Below are 17198 nucleotides of genomic sequence, written 5' to 3' on the forward strand. Positions count from 1 at the left end.
CAGAGAGATGAAGATTCTTGTTGCCGGCGGCGCCGGATTCATAGGAAGTCATACGGTGGTGGAGCTGATCGGGGCGGGGCATGAGCCCGTGATCATGGACAATCTGTATAATGCGAGCCGGGAGGTCCTTTCGCGCATCCGGACGATCACGGGGCGCGAGGTGCCCTTTTATCAGACGGATATCCGCGACCGGGAGGGAATGGAGGCCGTGTTTCAGGCGGAAAAGCCGGAGGCTGTGATTCACTTTGCGGGTCTCAAGGCAGTCGGGGAGTCCGTCCGCAGGCCGTGGGAATATTACGACAACAACATCACGGGCACGCTGACGCTGGTCGACGTGATGCGGAAAAACGGCTGCAAAAATATTATTTTCTCGAGCTCGGCGACGGTGTACGGCGATCCCGCGTTCGTTCCGATCACGGAGGACTGCCCGAAAGGACAGTGCACGAATCCCTACGGCTGGACGAAGTCGATGCTGGAGCAGGTGCTCGGCGACATACAGGCTGCCGACCCGGAGTGGAATGTGATTCTTCTGCGCTATTTCAATCCGATCGGCGCGCACGCCTCGGGACTAATGGGCGAGAGCCCGAACGGCATCCCGAACAATCTGATGCCCTATGTGACGCAGGTCGCCGTGGGAAAGAGGGACAGGCTCCATGTGTTCGGCGACAACTATGATACGCCGGACGGAACCGGCGTCCGCGATTACATCCATGTGGTCGATCTGGCGAAAGGGCACGTCTGCGCCCTGAAGAAGCTTGCCCCGGGCTCCGGGCTCAGCATTTACAATCTCGGAACCGGCCACGGATACAGTGTGCTGGACATCGTGAAAAACTTTGAAGAGGCGACGGGAGTCAGCGTTCCGTATGTGATCGACCCCCGGAGAGAGGGCGATATCGCGACCTGCTACTGCTCGGCGGAGAAAGCGGAGCGCGAGCTCGGATGGAAAGCGCAGTTCGGGATCCGGGAGATGTGCGAGGATTCGTGGCGCTGGCAGAAGAACAACCCGGACGGCTATGAGAGTGCGACATGAGAATCTGGTTCAAGGAATGGAAAAACAACCGTCTTCTCCGCGATACGGTCGTCGAGGATCATTCGGAGGAAACGAGGACGCATAAGGTGCTGAAAGCCGTGGACAGTGCGTGCAGAGAGCTGGATCTCTCGCGTCCGATCTGGCTTGATTCGACGCAGCAGGATTTTCTCCGTCATGCGCGCGCAAGGTTCACGCAGGATGCCTTTATCGATGCGGTGGATTTTGATTTTCTGGAGATTCATGTGATCGAGGAGGACTGAGCGGCTCTTTGGCGGCTCTTCTCCGTGTCCGGTTTCCGCCCGGTTCCTTGCGGGGGCCGGGCTTCTTTTTTGCAAAGCTTTTTTGCAAAGCGGAGAGAGGGATTTTAACGGGTTTACGGCAGCGCTCTCAGGTCCTATAATAGAGCGTAACCGCGGCTTTCCGGCCGCGGAGGGAACTGGCTTTCCGGCGCGGCTTTTCTGCCCCGGGGAGCCGCGTCAATATCATATTCACAGAAGATGTGTAGAGTAGGTATCGCGCGTAAAGTGCCATGAGTACGGGATGTTGACCATGGACGAAGGCCGGATGGCCGCGATGCGGTGCCGCTTCCGCTACTACATCCGAAGACTGTCCTCTTCGGTGCAGCAGCAACGCGTCGAGGAGGAAAAGCATGAAAAGATACTCTCCCTACGCGCTTGCTTACGCAGGCGTGCTCATTGCAATGAACGTGGTTCTTTCGCGTCTTGTCTCCATCCCCATCGGCCACTCGCTCCGCATTTCCGTCAGCTCGGTACCGGTCATGCTGGGGGGACTGTGGCTGGGGCCGGTTTTCGGCGGGGCAATCGGTTTTGTCGGCGATATGCTCGGCTGTGCGTTTTCGGGCTATGCGCCGAATCCTCTGATCACCTGCTCGGCGGTTCTGACGGGCGTGATACCGGGACTTCTCGGGAGCTTCATCCGAAAGGGAGCCTCCGTGCAGGGAAAGCTCCTGCGCCTGCTGCCGGTCGTGGCGGGCATGATGATGATTACCTCGCAGGGCTTTACGACGCTCGGGATTTCCGTGATGTACAGGCTGCCGTTCGGAGCGACATGGCTCACGCGGATCCCGCAGACCTTGCTTCTCATTCCGCTCAACGCTTTTCTGACCGCTGTTTTCTATGACAGGGTGCGTCTTCCGAATCTTCGGGAGAATCAATGAGAATATCAATAAAGAGTATTTAATCTAATTTAAGAACATCAATGAAGGATACGACGTAAGGATTCATGGCATACGACAGATATTCAGGCCGATCTTCCGGCCGCCCGCGCCGCGACGGCGGGGACAGGGACAATTACGGCGGATACCGGGACGACCCGGACCGTGACAGGACGTTCCGGAAGCGGACAGGCTTTCCGGAAAACCGGGAATACGAGCGGGAGTACGGCTCCGGTCTTCGGAGCGCGGAGGACGGCAGGCGGCGGACAAGGAGGCGGAGCCGGGCACGGGAAGAGGCCTGCCGCAGACGAAAGCGGCAGCTCCGCATCTATCGGACCATGATGGGGGCGGCTGTCGCGACTATCCTCTTTGCCGTGAGCGCCGCGGTGTGGCTCCATATTTCGGGGAGCATCGAGAACGTACAAGCGGCGGAGGAAGCGGCGGCGGTTCAGGAAGCGGCAGAGGAAGCGGCCAGAATGGCCGAGGCGCAGGCAGTGGAGGAGGCGGCGCAGCAGTCGGCCGAGGCGGAGAGCGTGGAAAATGAGTCCGGCTTCTTCGCCGGGTACTCGCCGGAGAAAAGCTCACTTACGGCGGTCATTCCGGAGGATACTGACGTGACCAGCGAATACGCGGTTATGATCGACCTCGATACCGGAGAAATCGTTGCGGAACGAAACAGCGGGACGGTCATTTATCCGGCCTCCATGACCAAAATCCTCACGGTTCTTACGGCGGCAGATACCATTACGCCGGAACAGCTTGACGACAGCTTTGTCATCACGCAGGAGATCACGGACTATGTGTTCTCGCACGACTGCAGCGCGGTGAACTGGGATATCGGCGAGCGGGTGACGGTGAGGGATCTGCTGTACGGGACGATTCTTGAATCCGGCGGTGATGCGGCGCTGGGACTTGCGGTATACTGCGCGGGCTCGGAGGAGGCTTTCGTCGAGCAGATGAATGAAAAAGCGCGCTCGCTGGGGATCGGCGGGACAGCGCATTTTACGACCTGCATCGGCGTATTTAATGAGGAGAATCGCTGCACGGTCGTAGATATGGCGATGATCCTCAAGGCGGCGGTGGAAAATCCGCTGCTGCGCGAGGTTCTGTCCGCGCGTACCTATACGACGAGCGCGACGGCGGAGCATGCGGACGGCATCACGATTTCCAACTGGTTCCTCCGGCGCATCGAGGACAAGGAGACGGGCGGAACCGTGGAATGCGCGAAGACCGGCTTCGTCAATCAGTCGGGGAACTGCGCGGCCAGCTTTGCCGTGTCGGACTCCGGGAAAAACTATATCTGCGTGACAGCGAACACGTGGAGCGCATGGCGCTGTATCTATGACCATGTCGCCATGTATTCGGCTTATATGCGTTGAAAACAGGCCGCGGCGGGTTAAGCTGCGGCCGTTCTGCTGCTTTGGCGCGTGCCTCGCACAATACACTTCGGCATGAGGATTCGGAATGAGACGACTTCTGAAATATTTGAAGGGATATGAGAAAGAGACGGTTCTTGCGCCGTCGTTCAAGATGCTGGAGGCATTCTTTGATCTTCTGGTGCCGCTGGTCATCGCGCGGATGATCGACGTCGGGCTCCCGGGACGCAGAGGCTATCTTATAGGAGAATTTTTTCTGCTGCTGCTCCTTGCCGCGGTGGGACTTGCCTGCAGCGTCACCGCGCAATTTTTCGCGGCAAAGGTCAGCGTAGGCTTTGCGGCGCGCCTCCGGCAGGATCTCTTCGACCATGTGCAGAGCCTGTCCGGCGCGGCGCTGGACAAGCTGGGGAGCGGCACGTTAATTACGCGGATGACGAGCGATGTGAATCAGGTGCAGAACGGGCTCAATATGACGCTCCGCCTCCTGCTCCGAAGTCCGTTCATCGTATTCGGCTCGATGATCATGGCGTTTACCATTCACGGCCGGAGCGGGCTCATTTTTGCGGCCGCCATCGCCGCGCTCAGCGTGGTGGTGTACGGCATCATGTTTGTCAGTATTCCGCTGTTTTCGCGGGCGCAGGCGGCGCTCGACCGCGTGCTCGGCGCGGCGCGCGAAAACCTGACCGGCGTGCGGGTGATCCGCGCGTTCTGCCGGGAGGAGGATGAGATTCGGGCTTTTGACGCGAAGAACGAGGCGCTGACCCGGATGAATCTGCTTGTGGGGCGCCTATCGGCGCTGATGAATCCTGTCACCTATGTGATGGTCAACGCGGCCGCCGTGGTGCTGATCCGGACCGGGGCCGTCGAGGTGAACAGCGGCGGCATGGGGCAGGGAGAGCTGGTTGCGCTCTATAACTACATGGCGCAGATGATCGTGGAGCTCATCAAGCTCGCCTCTCTCATCATCACCATCAACCGGGCCATCGCCTGCGCCGGACGGGTCTCGTCGGTGCTGGCGGCGGAGCCGGGAATGGAATTTCCGGCCTCGGAATTTTCATCCGGAGAATTTTCACCCGGAGAATTTTCGACCGGAGAATTTTCATCCGCGGAATTTCCTAGCACGGAAATTCGGTCCGCAGAGGTTCTTCCCGCGGGAGAGGCGGCTGAGGCGGCGGAGGGGGCGGCATCTCCGGCAGCCCGCACGTCCGGAGTGGAAGAACCGGCGGTCCGTTTCCGGAACGTCACGTTTTCCTATCAGGGGGCCGGCGCCCCGGCGCTCACGGATATCAGCTTTGAGGCAGGGCGCGGGGAGACCGTAGGCATCATCGGCGGAACCGGGAGCGGCAAGTCCACGCTGGTGCAGCTCATTCCCCGCTTCTATGATGTGACGGAGGGAGCGGTCGAGCTGGGCGGAAAAGATGTCCGCCGCTGCGGAAAGAAAGAGCTCCGCTCGCGCATCGGTCTTGTCCCGCAGAAAGCCGTTCTCTTTAAGGGAAGCATCCGTGAAAACCTGCGCTGGGCGGATCCGGACGCCCCGGACAGCGCGCTCCGGTCGGCGCTTAAGACGGCGCAGGCGCTGGATTTTGTGGAGAGCCGGGAGGGAGGGCTGGACAGTCTCATCGAGCAGAGCGGACGGAATCTTTCCGGAGGGCAGAGGCAGAGACTTACGATTGCCCGGGCCCTCGTCGGGCAGCCGGACATCCTGATTTTGGACGACAGCGCGAGCGCTCTGGACTATGCCACTGATGCGCGTCTCCGGCAGGCTCTGAAAGAGCTCCCCGGAGAGATGACGGTGTTTCTTGTCTCGCAGAGAACGGCCTCGCTCCGCGGCGCGGATCAGATTCTTGTTCTGGACGACGGGCGGCTCACGGGACGAGGAACGCATGAGGAGCTGATGCAGAGCTGCCCGGTCTATCAGGAGATTCATTATTCACAGTTTCCGGAGGAGCGTCCGGAGTCCGGAATATAACGGGGAGCGGAAGAACATGGCGGACAAAGCGATGAAAGAGGAAAAGAAAGCGGCGCTCCTGAACCGGGAGAGTGCGGAAACCTTTCGGAAAGTGCTGCGCTTCATAGGACATTATCGGATTCTGCTTGTGCTCAGTATTCTGCTGGCGGCGGTGTCCGTGCTGCTCCAGCTCTATGTGCCGATTCTGTTCGGCGAGGCGATCGACGGCATCGCCGCGGCGCACAGGGTAGACTTTGCCGCTGTGGGGCGCGCGCTTTCCCGCATACTGGTTCTGGTGGTCCTGTGCGGGCTTGCAAACTGGATCATGAATCAGATCAACAACAGCCTGACCTACCGGGTTGTCCGGGATATCCGCGCCAGAGCGATCCGGCAGCTCCAGCGTCTTCCTCTGTCGTATCTCGACCGGCACAGCACGGGGGATGTCGTGAGCCGCGTGATCGCGGATGTGGATCAGCTCTCCGACGGGCTGCTCCTTGGCTTTACGCAGCTTTTCACCGGGGGAATCACGATTCTCGGCACCATTGTGTTCATGCTCGGGAAAAGCCCCCTGATCACGCTGCTGGTGCTCGTGATGACGCCGGTGAGCTTTCAGGTCGCCGGCTTTATCGCGAAGCGCTCCTTTACCATGTTCCGCAGGCAAAGCGAGACGCGGGGTGAGCAGACGGCGCTGATCGAGGAGGTGATCGGCAATGAGAAGCTCGTGCAGGCCTTTGGCTGTGAGGAGAGGTTCTCGGCCCGCTTTGCGAGGCTGAACGAGGAGCTGTCGGAGTGCAGCCTGCGGGCGATTTTTTACAGCAGCCTCACGAATCCTTGCACCCGTGCGGTCAATAACGTGATCTATGCGATGGTGGCCATTGCCGGCTGCTTTCTCATTCTGGCGGGTCACCTTACGGTCGGCGGGCTGTCGGTGCTGCTCAGCTATGCCAATCAGTACATGAAGCCGTTCAATGATATCAGCGCCGTCGTCACGGAGCTCCAGAATGCGATGGCCTGCGCGGCGCGGGTGTTTGAGCTGATTGAGGCGGAGCCCGAGACGGCCTCTCCCCGGACGGCGCTGCCCCCGGTGTCGGGCGAGGTGGAGCTGTCGGAGGCGGCGTTTTCGTATGATAAGACAAGGCCCTTTATCGAGGACCTCACGCTGCGCGCCGCGCCGGGAACCCGGGTCGCCATTGTCGGTCCCACGGGCTGCGGGAAGACGACGCTCATCAATCTGCTGATGCGCTTCTATGACACGGACAGCGGAGAGATTCGCGTCGACGGTCATGAGATCCGGAGCGTCTCCCGGGCGTCGCTCCGCCGGAGCTTCGGCATGGTGCTGCAGGACAGCTGGCTGCGGAGCGGCACGGTGAGGGAAAACATTGCGTTCGGGAAGCCGGAGGCCACGGAGGAGGAGATTATCGCCGCGGCAAAAGAGGCGCACAGCTGGAGCTTCATCCGGCGCATGCCGGAGGGACTGAACACGGTGATCGGCGAGGACAGCCTGAGTCAGGGGCAGAAGCAGCTCCTGTGCATCACCCGCGTTATGCTCTGTCTGCCGCCGATGCTGATTCTCGACGAGGCGACCTCGAGCATTGACACTCGGACGGAGCTTTTTATCCAGTCGGCCTTTAACAAGCTGATGGAGGGGCGGACGTGCTTTGTCGTGGCGCACCGTCTGTCGACGATACGGAACGCGGACCTGATTCTGGTTATGCGGGACGGGAAAATCATCGAGAGAGGGACACATGAGAGCCTGATGGCGGACGGCGGCTTCTACCGGGAGCTCTATAACTCCCAGTTCGTCCGGACGGGCTGATTGCCCTCCGGGTCAGGAGACGGGATCAGAAGACGGAGCGGGGAGCGCTGGAAGCGCAGGCGGAGGGTATGCAGGACCGTGCGGAGGAGCCCCTGCCGGCGAAAGAGCATGAGGACGAGGAGAAGAGCCAGTCCCGAGACGCTGCACATGCCCGAAACCGATACGTTCCACAGCATGCCGCCGGCGTAGCCTGCCCCCGCGTTGATGCTGCTGAAAACGGCAGTGAGGAGGAGTGCCGCAGAAAGACGCTTTGTGACCATGCAGGCACAGGCGGCCGGGGCGGCGAACATGGATATGACAAGGATGGAGCCCACACTGTCAAAGGCGAGCACGCAGGTGAGCGCGGTGAGGAGCATCAGCACGCCGTGAAGCGGGCCGGTCCGTATGCCCGTGAGCTTTGCAAATTCCGGGTCAAAGGTGCTGATCTTCAGAGGGCGGTAGGCGGACAGGATAAAGCCGAGGTTGACGGCGAGCATGAGAAGCATGCGCAGCATGGCCCGCGGGATGCCGAATACCCGGATAAACGGGGCAAAGAGCGGATTGCCCATGAGAACCATATCCACATCGAGATGCGCGTTCCGGAAGTATTTTGTGATGATAATGACGGCGAGTGAGAAAAACAGGGGGAATACGACGCCCAGCGCATCGCCCGGGGCGACGAGCCCGCTCTTTTCGAGCAGCTCGACAAGGGCGACGGTGAGAATGCCGAACAGCGCCGCGCCGAGCACAAGGGCAGGACTATCCAGCGTCCCCGCGAGCATGAAAGCGAGGACGATCCCGAGAAGAATCGAATGTGACAGCGCGTCCGCGATCATCGAGGCGCGGCGCAGGACGAGAAAAGGGCCGAGCACGCCGCAGGCCAGCGCGGTGGCAATCAATGTCCAGAGAACTGAGAGCAAAGTAATCACCCTGCCGAAGCACTTTGTGCGAGGCGCGCGCCGCAGGCGTTTTCGGCGTCTGCGGCTGCGATCAAAGGCAATTTGGGCTTCGGCACAAATTGCTGTACAAAAAATCAGCGCATCGGCGTGATTTTTTGCACGATCTCCTTTTTGTTCAGATAACGCCGCAGCAGACCGCAGCGTCCGAGCAGCATGGACAGGACGGTGACCGTCCCCATGCAGAGAATGATCATTGGTCCGGTGGAAATTCCGCTGACGGCAGTGCTGATGAGAGTTCCGGCAAAGGAGCTGAGGCCGCTGACGAAGCCTGCGATCCGGAGCACGCTCTTCAGCTTTCTGGAGTGCTGCCCGGCGCAGATGCAGGGGATGATCAGCAGTGAGGAAATGAGGACGGCCCCCACACTTTTCAGTCCCAGCGCGATGAAAGTAATCATCAGGATCAGCAGCACGGCATCGACCGCAGCCGTCCGGATCCCGATGGAGGCGGCAAAGCCGCGGTCAAAGATGCTGGCGGAAACCTCCTTGAAAAAGAGCCGCAAAAGTATGCCGGCGAGCGCCGAGGCCGCGGTGATGGTAAGGACGTCCTCTTTCATCAAAAAGGCGGCGGAGCCGAACAAATAGCTGCGAAGTCCCGCCTGTGTCGCCATGGCATAGGCGGGATGCCCCTGAATGTAGCTTTTCAGAACCATACCGAGCCCGAAGAAGCCGGTCAGAACGATGGCAAGTGCTGCATCCGGCTCCACCGGGGTAAAGCGGGCGATCAGCTGAATGACCGCATAGGCCGCGGCGCCGGCAAGCACCGCGCCGGCCATCAGAATAAGGGGGCTTCGCGTATGAAACAGCATGAAGAGCGCCACGATGCCGGCATAGCTTGCATGTCCTATGGCATCGCCGACAAGCCCCTGTCCCCGGAACACGCTGAAGCATCCGATTAGAGAGGCTGTGACGGCGAGTATGGTCGTTCCGAGGGCGACGACCCAGAAATCATAAGACAGAAGAAGATTCAACATAATAATCGCCTTTCCTTAAGGCCCTTTTTCTTCATAGGTCAGGGCGATATTTTCCTCCGTAAAGCAGCGGGCGGTCGGCCCCTGCGCGATGATGCGCCGGTTGATGAGGAGAACATGGTCAAAATAGCCGGGTACGGTGTGGAGATCGTGGTGAACGCAGAGTATGGTTCTGCCCTCCGCCTGCAGCTCCCGGATTCGGCTCATGATGATGCGTTCGCTCCGATGATCCACACCGGCAAGCGGCTCGTCCATGATGAGGAGCTCCGCATCCTGACAGAGCGCACGGGCGATGAAAATGCGCTGCTTTTGTCCGCCGGAAAGCTGCGCGATCTGCCGGTCCCGCAGATCGGCGATCTCCATTTCCTCAAGCGCCTGCTCCGCCCGTTCTCTGTCGGCCGCGCCGGGTCTGCGGAACCAGCCGAGCCGGGCATAGCGCCCCATCAGAACCACCTCTCCGGCGGTGATCGGGAAATTCCAGCGCACGGCCGCGGTTTGAGGGACATAGGCAATCCGGCGGCGGACTCTCTCCAGAGGCTCCCCGAACAGCGTGACCTGTCCCTCAAAGGGGCGGATAAAGCGCAGAATCGCCTTGATCAGCGTTGACTTGCCCGCGCCGTTGGGGCCAATGACGGCGGTCAGAGTTCGCGGTGCGACATCGGCGGTGACACCGCGGAAAACCAGTGTATCGCCGTAGGCGACGCCGAGCTTTTCCACATGGATTACCGGCCCGGCGGAATGTCGGATATCTTTTTCGCGGATGGAGAGCTTCGCGCTGCGGGATATATTGTGTTTTGCGTGGCGGCTTGCATTATGCTCTGTATTATGGTTCATAGCTGAGATTTTCGGCGATGAGATCGACATTGTGCCGGTACATGGTGATATAGCTGTCGCCGTCCTGTCCGGCGGGGGCGAGAGAGTCGCTGAAAAGCTCCCGCCCCTCGCCGCGGACGACCGTGACGGAGAAGCCTCTGGATGCGCAGGATTCGCGGAGCTTTTCCATCCGCGCGGGATCGGTGGTCGATTCGGCGAAGATTGCGCGGATCCGATGCTCCACGATGTATTCCGCGGTTTCCGCCATCTCCCGGTTGGACAGCTCGGCATCCGTGCTCACGCCCTGCGGCGCGCGGACCTCCATGCCGTAGCGGCGGGAGAAATAGTTGAACGCGTCATGCGGTGTGACAAGGATGCGGCTCTCCTCCGGGATGCCCGCCAGACGACTGCGGATGTAGCTGTCCAGTTCGTCCAGCTCGGCGTGATAGTCTGCGCAGTTTGTCCGGATCGCGGCGCTGTGCTCAGGGAGCTTTTCTGCAAGAGCGTCCGCGGCGGCAGAGACGGCTTTCTTATAGAGATCAATGTCGAACCAGAAATGGGGGTCGATGATCCGGATGCCGTCTTCCTCCATGCTTCCGACCTCGCTCTCCGCGAAGCCCGCGGAGACGGCGACGCCGCCCTCGGCCTCAAGAAGCTCGATCATTTTTCCCTCAAAATGGAGGCCGTGATAGAGAATGAGCTCCGCGTCCCCGAGTTTCCGGATATCCTCGGGTTTGGGTTCGTAGGTATGCGGGTCTTCCCCGGCGGGGATGATCAGCGTGACGTCGGTGCAGTCCGGAGCGAGCACGGACACTATGTCCTGCAGAAAAGAGGTCGTCACCGTGACGCGGAGCGGAGCGCTTTCACCGGGCATTTCTGTCGGAGCGGATGACGCAGCGTCCTGTTCCCCGCTGCCGGACATCGCCTCCGGGGAGAGCGTGTTTTCTGCGGATGCGGTGAGAGAAGAGACTGCGCCGCAGCCGGTAAGCAGCGCGCAGCAGGTCAGCAGAGCAAGCGGTTTTTTCAAAAAATAACCCTCGATTTCTGAATTTTATCAGTGGTTGAATATCTGTATGTTGTCTGGTTGGCGCAGCTTTTGGGTCATACGCAGGTATGTAAGACTGCAAGTTAGTTATAGCTAACTAAAATTATAGACAAAATTGTTCTCCTGTCAATGGGGATGACGGATTCTGTTGCGGAAACGAAAAAAATAGCGGATAATTTTAGAAAACAGAGCCGGAAACAGCCAGCTGAATCAAGGAGAGTGATCTGATTTTGGGCCCAGATAGTATAATTCTGATTGTCGTTCTGATTATTCTGATTTATCTTTCATCGTATTTTTCCTCTGCGGAGACAGCGCTTATGAGCATCAGCCGTCTGCGTCTGCGCAGCATGGCTGACGACGGAAATGCAAGAGCAAGGCTTGCGCTGGATCTGATCGAAAACCACCAGACTAAAATGCTGTCGGCGATTCTGATCGCCAATAACGTCGTAAATCTCTCGGCATCCGCGATCACGTCCGTGATGGCGGCCGGACTGGGAGGGAATCTTGCGGTGACGCTCGGAACCGGTGTGATTACGCTGCTGATTCTTGTCTTCGGCGAGGTCTCGCCCAAGACGGCCGCTGCGATCCGTCCGGAGCGCTATGTCATGCGCTGCGTTCGCGTGATCCGCTTTCTGATGGCGGCGCTGACGCCGGTGATCTGGTTCGTCAATTCTCTCTCCCGCGCGGTTCTGTTCCTTATGCGCGTCGACCCGAAAACGCGGAGCACCGCCACGACGGAGGAGGAGCTCCGGACGATGGTGGAGGTGTCCCATGAGGACGGGATCATAGAGAACGACGAGAAAGAGATGATCAATAACGTGTTCGATCTGACGGATTCGCAGGCGCGGGACATTATGGTTCCCCGCGTGGACGTGGTCTGCGCCGATGTGTCGATGGACTATGAGGCGCTGCTGCAGCTCTTTTCCGAGGGTAAGTTCACGCGACTGCCGGTTTATGAGGAGACGCCGGATCATATCATAGGGATTCTCAATATGAAGGATCTTCTGCTTCGGGACAGGAGCCGGAAGTTCAATATCCGGGATTTTGTCCGGGACGCCTTTTTCACGCATGAGTTCAAGAATACCTATGAGCTGTTTCTTGGAATGCGCAAGGCATCGGTCACGATGTCCATTGTGCTCGATGAATACGGCAGCATGGTCGGCATCATCACCATGGAGGATATACTGGAGGAGATTGTCGGAGAGATCCGCGACGAATATGATCAGGACGAGCTGAATGAGATCCGGAAAGTGGGGCCCCGGGATTATCTCGTCGAGGCGAGTTGCCGGCTGGACGATCTCAACGATGCCGTGGGCTGCAATCTCACCAGCGACGATTATGATTCCATCGGCGGTTATCTGATCGGACTCCTCGATCATATCCCGGAGAAAGGGGAGGCGGCAGAGGACAGCGCGGGCAATCATATCCGTGCCATCGAGGTCGACGGAAACCGCATTGTGCGGATCCGCCTGACGCTGGCGGACCCGGAGAAGAAAGAGGCGGCTGCGGAGGAAACGGCGGATGCCCGTCGGGATGCCTGAGAAAGCGGATCAGCGTGGAGACGGTTCTTTGGCTGCGGATGCCTCTTCCGCAGCGCGGTACCGCTTCGGGGGCGCTTCCCGGTATCGTCTCGCCTCCTCGATGTAGGAGACACTGTTTGCGGCGGTCTGCGCGCATTCGGCGGGCGTCACCTGACGGACGACCTTTGCCGGAGCGCCGAGAACGAGGGAGCCGTCCGGGATGACGGTATTCTGGGTGATGAGGGAACCCGCGCCGATGATGCAGTTTTTTCCGATGACGGAGCCGTTCATCAGGATGGCGCCCATGCCGACGAGAGAGCCGTCGCCGACGACTGCGCCGTGCACGATGGCGCTGTGCCCGATCGTGACGTTTTGTCCGATTACGACGGGGAGGCCGCTGTCCATGTGGATCACGGCGTTGTCCTGTATGTTGCTTCCCTCGCCGATGGTCACGGCAGCGCGGTCGGCGCGTATGGTGACGTGGTTCCATACGCTGCAGTCCTTTCCGATGGTCACATCTCCCAGAATCGCGGCATCCTCTGCAATGTAAGCGTCCTTATCAATATAGGGCATGGCATTGTCCTTTCAAAAACTGCGGAAACAGCGGCGGGCCTGCGGGCAGCGGGCGTGGGCGCGTCATGGTTTACACAAAAGATTATAGCGCATTGTGCCGCCCCTGCGGGCGGTGTATGGCAAAAACGGCCGAACGGAGAAAGATAAGCATATGGCGGACAGACCACAGGGAAGAAAACGGAATATCACCGGTGCGGCCGATACCGAGCTCATCAGCTCTCTTCTGGAGAGCTTTCTCGGGGGCGGCTACTCCGCCATCAACGGTCTTACCGGGGACAATACGGGGTATTACAGCGCCGGCCGTGAGGTGATGGAGGACGACGCGCTCACGGAGTATCTCTCGGGCGCGTGGGTCGCGATTGAGGGACAGCCGGTAGCCTATTACCGCATGGACACGACGCAGGACGGGGACTCTGCGGTCCGCACCGGCTATGTGTCGGCGCTCTTCAACGGCGACCGCGTGAATCTTATGACGCTGGGGGACGGCGCGCTCCGGATCTGCTATCGCTTTACGGATATTTATCATAAGGCATACTGGTCCGCGCCGATTATGAAGTGAACAGGGACAAAAAGACGGCGCGCTCTCATGCCGCCTTGTCTTCCGGCGGCGCGGCGGCGGGGGAAGCGGCGCGGCGGATCAGAACAATCGACGCTGCGCGGGGACTGGGCATGTTGCTCATTGTGCTGGGGCATGTTCTGCGCGGCGGGTTTCTCCGGCAGCTCCTGTTTGCTTTCTCCGTGCCGCTCTTTTTTCTTCTGGCAGGCATGACATACCGCAGAGAGAGACGCTGGACGGTGTTTGTGCGGAAACGGCTGCGTTCCCTCATGCTTCCGTATTTCGCCGCGGCACTGTTCAGTATCGCCGTATTCTCGTTTCTTGGCGCGGCGGCGGGAGCAAGGCTTGGTGTTCCGGAGGTGCGCACAGGGGTGCTCCGGAGCCTTTTGGGTATGCTCTGGGGAAATTCCCGAAGCGGCATGATGAAGTGGAACGAGCCGCTCTGGTTTCTCCCCTGCCTGTTTGCTGCGTCTCTCCTCTGTGACCTGTGGGAGCGGGGAATCGTGGGACTGACCGGAGCGATGGCCCTGCCGCGCAGCCGGTTTCCTGTCTCTGCGGGTGTGCTGTGCCCTTTTCTGCGTCTTGTATTCTGCCTGCTTTCGTTCGCCGCGGCGGAGTGGTACGCCCGTGCCGGTGCGGCGGCGCTGCCGTGGTCTGCGGAGGCGGCAGTCGGGATGTCCGGTTTTTTTGAGATGGGGATTCTGCTCCGGTCGCTGCGGGCGGAACGCTTTCATGATTTCGATGGACAGGCTGGAGGAGGAGCGCGGGGGAGAGGGCGCGCCGCAGCGCCGGCACTGCGGACGGTTTTGCCGGTATTTGTGCTCCCGGCAGGGACGGCGGCGCTGATTGTCATCTGCCGCAGAAACGGCTTTGCACAGGTGCGCGATCTGAATTACGGAAACAGCGCGCTTCTCTTTTATCTCGCTGCGCTCGCGGGGTGTGCCGCGGCGCTGTCTGCGGCATGGCTGCTGCGCGGCGTCCGATGGCTGGGAGCCGTGGGACGGGACAGCCTTTTCATTCTGCTGTTTCATAAGCTCCCGGTCGTGCTGCTCCAACTTCTTCCGGGAACCGCGGCGCTCTGGCGGCGCGGGAGCGGGGCAGCCGCACTTCTTGCAGGAGCAGCGGCCGCGGCTGCGGCCATTGCGCTCTGTATGGCTTTTCATGTGCTTCTTCGCCGCAGTCGTATCGCAAAGTCTCGCTTTCGGTTATAATATAAATGTTTGCAGGATTGCGGGAATCGCACAGCGATGGAGCGATCCGTGTCACACATCGGCAATTACATCACAGGAGAGGAGAAAGCTATGAAATTTGTATGCAGTGTGTGCGGCTATGTGTACGAGGGAGACAAGGCGCCGGAGGTCTGCCCGCAGTGCGGAAAGACGGGAGTCTTTACCGAACTGAAGGAGAGCGCGGCGAACCCCTATGCCGGAACGAAGACGGAGAAGAATCTTCTGGAGGCGTTCGCCGGGGAATCTCAGGCGAGAAATAAATATACGTATTTTGCTTCGGTGGCGAAAAAGGCCGGTTACGAGCAGATCGCAGCACTTTTCCTCAAGACGGCTGACAATGAAAAGGAGCATGCAAAGCTCTGGTTCAAGCATCTCGGGCTTCTCGGGAATACGGAGGAGAATCTTCTTCACGCGGCAGAGGGTGAGAACTACGAGTGGACGGATATGTATGACCGCATGGCCAAGGATGCTGAGGAAGAGGGCTTTCATGATCTGGCCGTGCAGTTCCGCGGCGTGGCGGAGGTTGAGAAGCACCATGAGGAGCGCTACCGCAAGCTCCTTGCCAATGTAAAGAACATGGAAGTATTTAAGAAGAGCGGCGTGACGATCTGGGAGTGTCGGAACTGTGGTCACATCGTCGTAGGAACCAGTGCTCCGGAGGTCTGCCCGGTCTGCAAGCATCCGCAGAGCTATTTTGAGGTGCACGCCGAGAACTTCTGACGCGCGGAATCATCGTGTCGCAGAGGCTTTTTGCTGCCTGCGGGAGGAGCACAGGGACTGCACCGTCAGCATCCTCTGCATCGCCAGTGTCTTCTGCGCCGCAGGCGGAGGACGGCGAGTACACAGGCAGGGATGAGGTCGCAGCGATTCATGATATGCTTGCAGAGAAGCTTGCGCCGCCGTCCTACTACGGCCGCAATCTGGACGCGCTGTATGACATTCTGACCGATATGACGGAAGTGACGGAGATACGGATCGACAGGCCGTGGCGTGCGCGGCCGGTCGACCGCTATGTGGACCGGGTTCTCCGGACAATTTCCGACGCGGCGGAGGAAAACGGGGATATCCGGCTCGTGGAGGCTGCTTATGAGACATCAGGGCGCAATATGGCATGATCGAAAGAGAAACTTTCTGGGACTTCCGTGGACATTTACGGTCTATGAGCTGGACAGGGACCGCCTTTTCATCGACACGGGGTTTCTCAATTCCCGCGAGGATGAGGTGCGCCTCTACCGCATCACGGACGTGAGCCTCACGCGGTCGTTGTGGCAGCGTATCATCGGCACGGGAACCATCCACTGCGATTCCTCGGATCACACGCTGAAAAATTTTGATATTCTGAATATCAAAAACTCCATGGAAATCAAAGAGAAGCTCTCCGGTATGGTGGAGCAGGCGCGCCGGGAGAATCGCGTCTATACCAGAGAGGATATGCGGGACTACTCGCGTGAGGATGCGGGAGAGGATGACGTTCCGGGCGATTTCGACGGAGACGGCATTCCCGACGATCGGGAGTAGATTTACACGGCTATTTGTGCCGAAGCCCAAATAGCCCATGATCGCAGCCGCAAAACCGCCTGCGCGCTTTTGTGGCGCGTGCCTCGCTAAAAAATGCTTCGGCATGGGGAATTTTTATGAAGCAGCATCGCAGTATTCTTTATCTTGTTCAGGCGGCCATGATAGCCGCTGTCTACGTTGTTCTTACCGCCGCGGCGGCGGGCTTCGATCTCGCCAGCGGCGCCGTGCAGGTACGCTTCTCCGAAGCGCTGACCATTCTCCCCTTTTTCACCCCGGCGGCGGTTCCCGGTCTTGCGGTCGGCTGCTTTGCCGCTAATCTGGTGACCGGCAGCAGTATTTTCGATATTATTTTCGGGACGCTGGCGACGCTGATCGGCGCGGTCGGAACGCGCATCCTCCGAAAGCACCGCTTTCTGTGCACTCTTCCGCCGGTGGTGAGCAATGCGCTCATCATCCCGTTTGTGCTCACCTATGCCTACCATATCCCCGGGGGCGTGCCGTTTCAGATGCTGACGGTCGGTGCGGGAGAGATCATCTGCTGTGTGATTTTCGGGAGCCTCCTCCTTGCGGCGCTTCTCCCGATCCGCAGCCAGATTTTCGGGGAAACGGGGTGAGCCGGAGGCGATGGCAGAGCTCTGCTGTCCGTCCGTTTTTCATGATTGCAGAGGAAAAGGAGATCCGCGCGCCGGGTCTT

At 59.5% G+C, this 17198-nt stretch carries 18 protein-coding genes and 1 riboswitch; of the genes, 13 read left to right on the forward strand and 5 right to left on the reverse strand.

All coding sequences use genetic code 11. The annotated features are described in order from the left end of the window. Positions 1-7 precede the first annotated feature (7 nt). The 6 genes from galE (at position 8) to E0E20_RS10230 (ending at position 7344) form a co-directional block, all read left to right on the forward strand. On the forward strand, positions 8-1030 hold the full coding sequence (gene galE / locus E0E20_RS10205) for a UDP-glucose 4-epimerase GalE (RefSeq protein ID WP_130838106.1): 1023 nt from the start codon (positions 8-10) through the stop codon (positions 1028-1030). Next, positions 1027-1290 (forward strand): hypothetical protein, encoded by a 264-nt coding sequence (locus E0E20_RS10210; protein WP_130838107.1) that lies wholly within the window; start codon positions 1027-1029, stop codon positions 1288-1290. Before galE ends, E0E20_RS10210 begins: the two co-directional genes overlap by 4 nt. A gap of 240 nt (positions 1291-1530) precedes the next feature. Next, positions 1531-1625: riboswitch (THF riboswitch) on the forward strand. A gap of 54 nt (positions 1626-1679) precedes the next feature. Then, complete coding sequence (locus E0E20_RS10215) at positions 1680-2207, forward strand: folate family ECF transporter S component (RefSeq protein WP_130838108.1); 528 nt, start codon at positions 1680-1682, stop codon at positions 2205-2207. Between the two features lie 65 nt (positions 2208-2272). Continuing rightward, entirely contained in the window at positions 2273-3583 is a 1311-nt protein-coding gene (locus E0E20_RS10220) for a D-alanyl-D-alanine carboxypeptidase family protein (RefSeq protein ID WP_165444068.1), read from the forward strand. Between the two features lie 85 nt (positions 3584-3668). Then, positions 3669-5549, forward strand: coding sequence for an ABC transporter ATP-binding protein (locus E0E20_RS10225; protein WP_130838110.1), 1881 nt, complete (start codon positions 3669-3671; stop codon positions 5547-5549). 31 nt (positions 5550-5580) lie between these two features. After that, positions 5581-7344: an ABC transporter ATP-binding protein gene (locus E0E20_RS10230; protein WP_442911482.1), complete on the forward strand. Its 1764-nt coding sequence runs from the start codon at positions 5581-5583 to the stop codon at positions 7342-7344. Here E0E20_RS10230 and E0E20_RS10235 read toward each other — a convergent pair. From E0E20_RS10235 to E0E20_RS10250, 4 genes are all read right to left on the reverse strand, one after another. Next, complete coding sequence (locus tag E0E20_RS10235; protein WP_130838112.1) at positions 7314-8243, reverse strand: metal ABC transporter permease; 930 nt, start codon at positions 8241-8243, stop codon at positions 7314-7316. The two genes, E0E20_RS10230 and E0E20_RS10235, sit on opposite strands and share 31 nt — an antisense overlap. Before the next feature lie 113 nt (positions 8244-8356). Continuing rightward, on the reverse strand, positions 8357-9253 hold the full coding sequence (locus E0E20_RS10240; protein WP_130838113.1) for a metal ABC transporter permease: 897 nt from the start codon (positions 9251-9253) through the stop codon (positions 8357-8359). A gap of 15 nt (positions 9254-9268) precedes the next feature. Next, on the reverse strand, positions 9269-10084 hold the full coding sequence (locus tag E0E20_RS10245; RefSeq protein WP_130838114.1) for a metal ABC transporter ATP-binding protein: 816 nt from the start codon (positions 10082-10084) through the stop codon (positions 9269-9271). Next, a complete protein-coding gene (locus E0E20_RS10250; protein ID WP_242622755.1) occupies positions 10074-11090 on the reverse strand; it encodes a metal ABC transporter solute-binding protein, Zn/Mn family in 1017 nt (338 codons plus the stop codon). Before E0E20_RS10250 ends, E0E20_RS10245 begins: the two co-directional genes overlap by 11 nt. Positions 11091-11338: 248 nt before the next feature. Between E0E20_RS10250 and E0E20_RS10255 the strand changes: the two genes are divergently transcribed. Next, the gene (locus tag E0E20_RS10255; RefSeq protein ID WP_278045071.1) at positions 11339-12649 is read left to right on the forward strand and encodes an HlyC/CorC family transporter; all 1311 of its coding nucleotides are present in this window, start codon (positions 11339-11341) and stop codon (positions 12647-12649) included. A 9-nt stretch (positions 12650-12658) separates the two neighbouring features. Here the strand turns inward: E0E20_RS10255 and E0E20_RS10260 are convergent, their stop codons facing one another. Then, complete coding sequence (locus tag E0E20_RS10260) at positions 12659-13201, reverse strand: gamma carbonic anhydrase family protein (RefSeq protein ID WP_130838115.1); 543 nt, start codon at positions 13199-13201, stop codon at positions 12659-12661. 151 nt (positions 13202-13352) lie between these two features. On the opposite strand from E0E20_RS10260, the gene E0E20_RS10265 reads away from it, so the two are divergent. From E0E20_RS10265 to E0E20_RS10290, 6 genes are all read left to right on the forward strand, one after another. Then, on the forward strand, positions 13353-13760 hold the full coding sequence (locus E0E20_RS10265) for a hypothetical protein (RefSeq protein WP_130838116.1): 408 nt from the start codon (positions 13353-13355) through the stop codon (positions 13758-13760). Continuing rightward, complete coding sequence (locus tag E0E20_RS10270) at positions 13757-14968, forward strand: acyltransferase family protein (protein WP_130838117.1); 1212 nt, start codon at positions 13757-13759, stop codon at positions 14966-14968. The genes E0E20_RS10265 and E0E20_RS10270 overlap by 4 nt, the downstream gene beginning before the upstream one ends. Positions 14969-15058: 90 nt before the next feature. After that, positions 15059-15706, forward strand: a complete 648-nt coding sequence (gene rbr, locus E0E20_RS10275; RefSeq protein ID WP_130838118.1) for a rubrerythrin — start codon at positions 15059-15061, stop codon at positions 15704-15706. 86 nt (positions 15707-15792) lie between these two features. Beyond that, positions 15793-16101, forward strand: coding sequence for a barstar family protein (locus E0E20_RS10280; protein ID WP_278045072.1), 309 nt, complete (start codon positions 15793-15795; stop codon positions 16099-16101). Further along, positions 16073-16504 (forward strand): PH domain-containing protein, encoded by a 432-nt coding sequence (locus E0E20_RS10285; protein WP_130838119.1) that lies wholly within the window; start codon positions 16073-16075, stop codon positions 16502-16504. Before E0E20_RS10280 ends, E0E20_RS10285 begins: the two co-directional genes overlap by 29 nt. A 116-nt stretch (positions 16505-16620) precedes the next feature. Then, positions 16621-17118 (forward strand): QueT transporter family protein, encoded by a 498-nt coding sequence (locus tag E0E20_RS10290; RefSeq protein WP_130838120.1) that lies wholly within the window; start codon positions 16621-16623, stop codon positions 17116-17118. Positions 17119-17198 lie beyond the last annotated feature (80 nt).

It is taken from the genome of Lachnoclostridium sp. Marseille-P6806, from assembly GCF_900625025.1.
GTDB lineage: Bacteria > Bacillota > Clostridia > Lachnospirales > Lachnospiraceae > CAG-791.

Bases quoted from the DNA above. Each gene is read 5' to 3' on its own strand.
- galE (WP_130838106.1), top strand. From the start codon at position 8: ATGAAGATTCTTGTTGCCGGCGGCGCCGGATTCATAGGAAGTCATACG.
- E0E20_RS10210 (WP_130838107.1), top strand. From the start codon at position 1,027: ATGAGAATCTGGTTCAAGGAATGGAAAAACAACCGTCTTCTCCGCGAT.
- E0E20_RS10215 (WP_130838108.1), top strand. From the start codon at position 1,680: ATGAAAAGATACTCTCCCTACGCGCTTGCTTACGCAGGCGTGCTCATT.
- E0E20_RS10220 (WP_165444068.1), top strand. From the start codon at position 2,273: ATGGCATACGACAGATATTCAGGCCGATCTTCCGGCCGCCCGCGCCGC.
- E0E20_RS10225 (WP_130838110.1), top strand. From the start codon at position 3,669: ATGAGACGACTTCTGAAATATTTGAAGGGATATGAGAAAGAGACGGTT.
- E0E20_RS10230 (WP_442911482.1), top strand. From the start codon at position 5,581: ATGAAAGAGGAAAAGAAAGCGGCGCTCCTGAACCGGGAGAGTGCGGAA.
- E0E20_RS10240 (WP_130838113.1), bottom strand. From the start codon at position 9,253: ATGTTGAATCTTCTTCTGTCTTATGATTTCTGGGTCGTCGCCCTCGGA.
- E0E20_RS10245 (WP_130838114.1), bottom strand. From the start codon at position 10,084: ATGAACCATAATACAGAGCATAATGCAAGCCGCCACGCAAAACACAAT.
- E0E20_RS10260 (WP_130838115.1), bottom strand. From the start codon at position 13,201: ATGCCCTATATTGATAAGGACGCTTACATTGCAGAGGATGCCGCGATT.
- E0E20_RS10265 (WP_130838116.1), top strand. From the start codon at position 13,353: ATGGCGGACAGACCACAGGGAAGAAAACGGAATATCACCGGTGCGGCC.
- rbr (WP_130838118.1), top strand. From the start codon at position 15,059: ATGAAATTTGTATGCAGTGTGTGCGGCTATGTGTACGAGGGAGACAAG.
- E0E20_RS10285 (WP_130838119.1), top strand. From the start codon at position 16,073: ATGAGACATCAGGGCGCAATATGGCATGATCGAAAGAGAAACTTTCTG.
- E0E20_RS10290 (WP_130838120.1), top strand. From the start codon at position 16,621: ATGAAGCAGCATCGCAGTATTCTTTATCTTGTTCAGGCGGCCATGATA.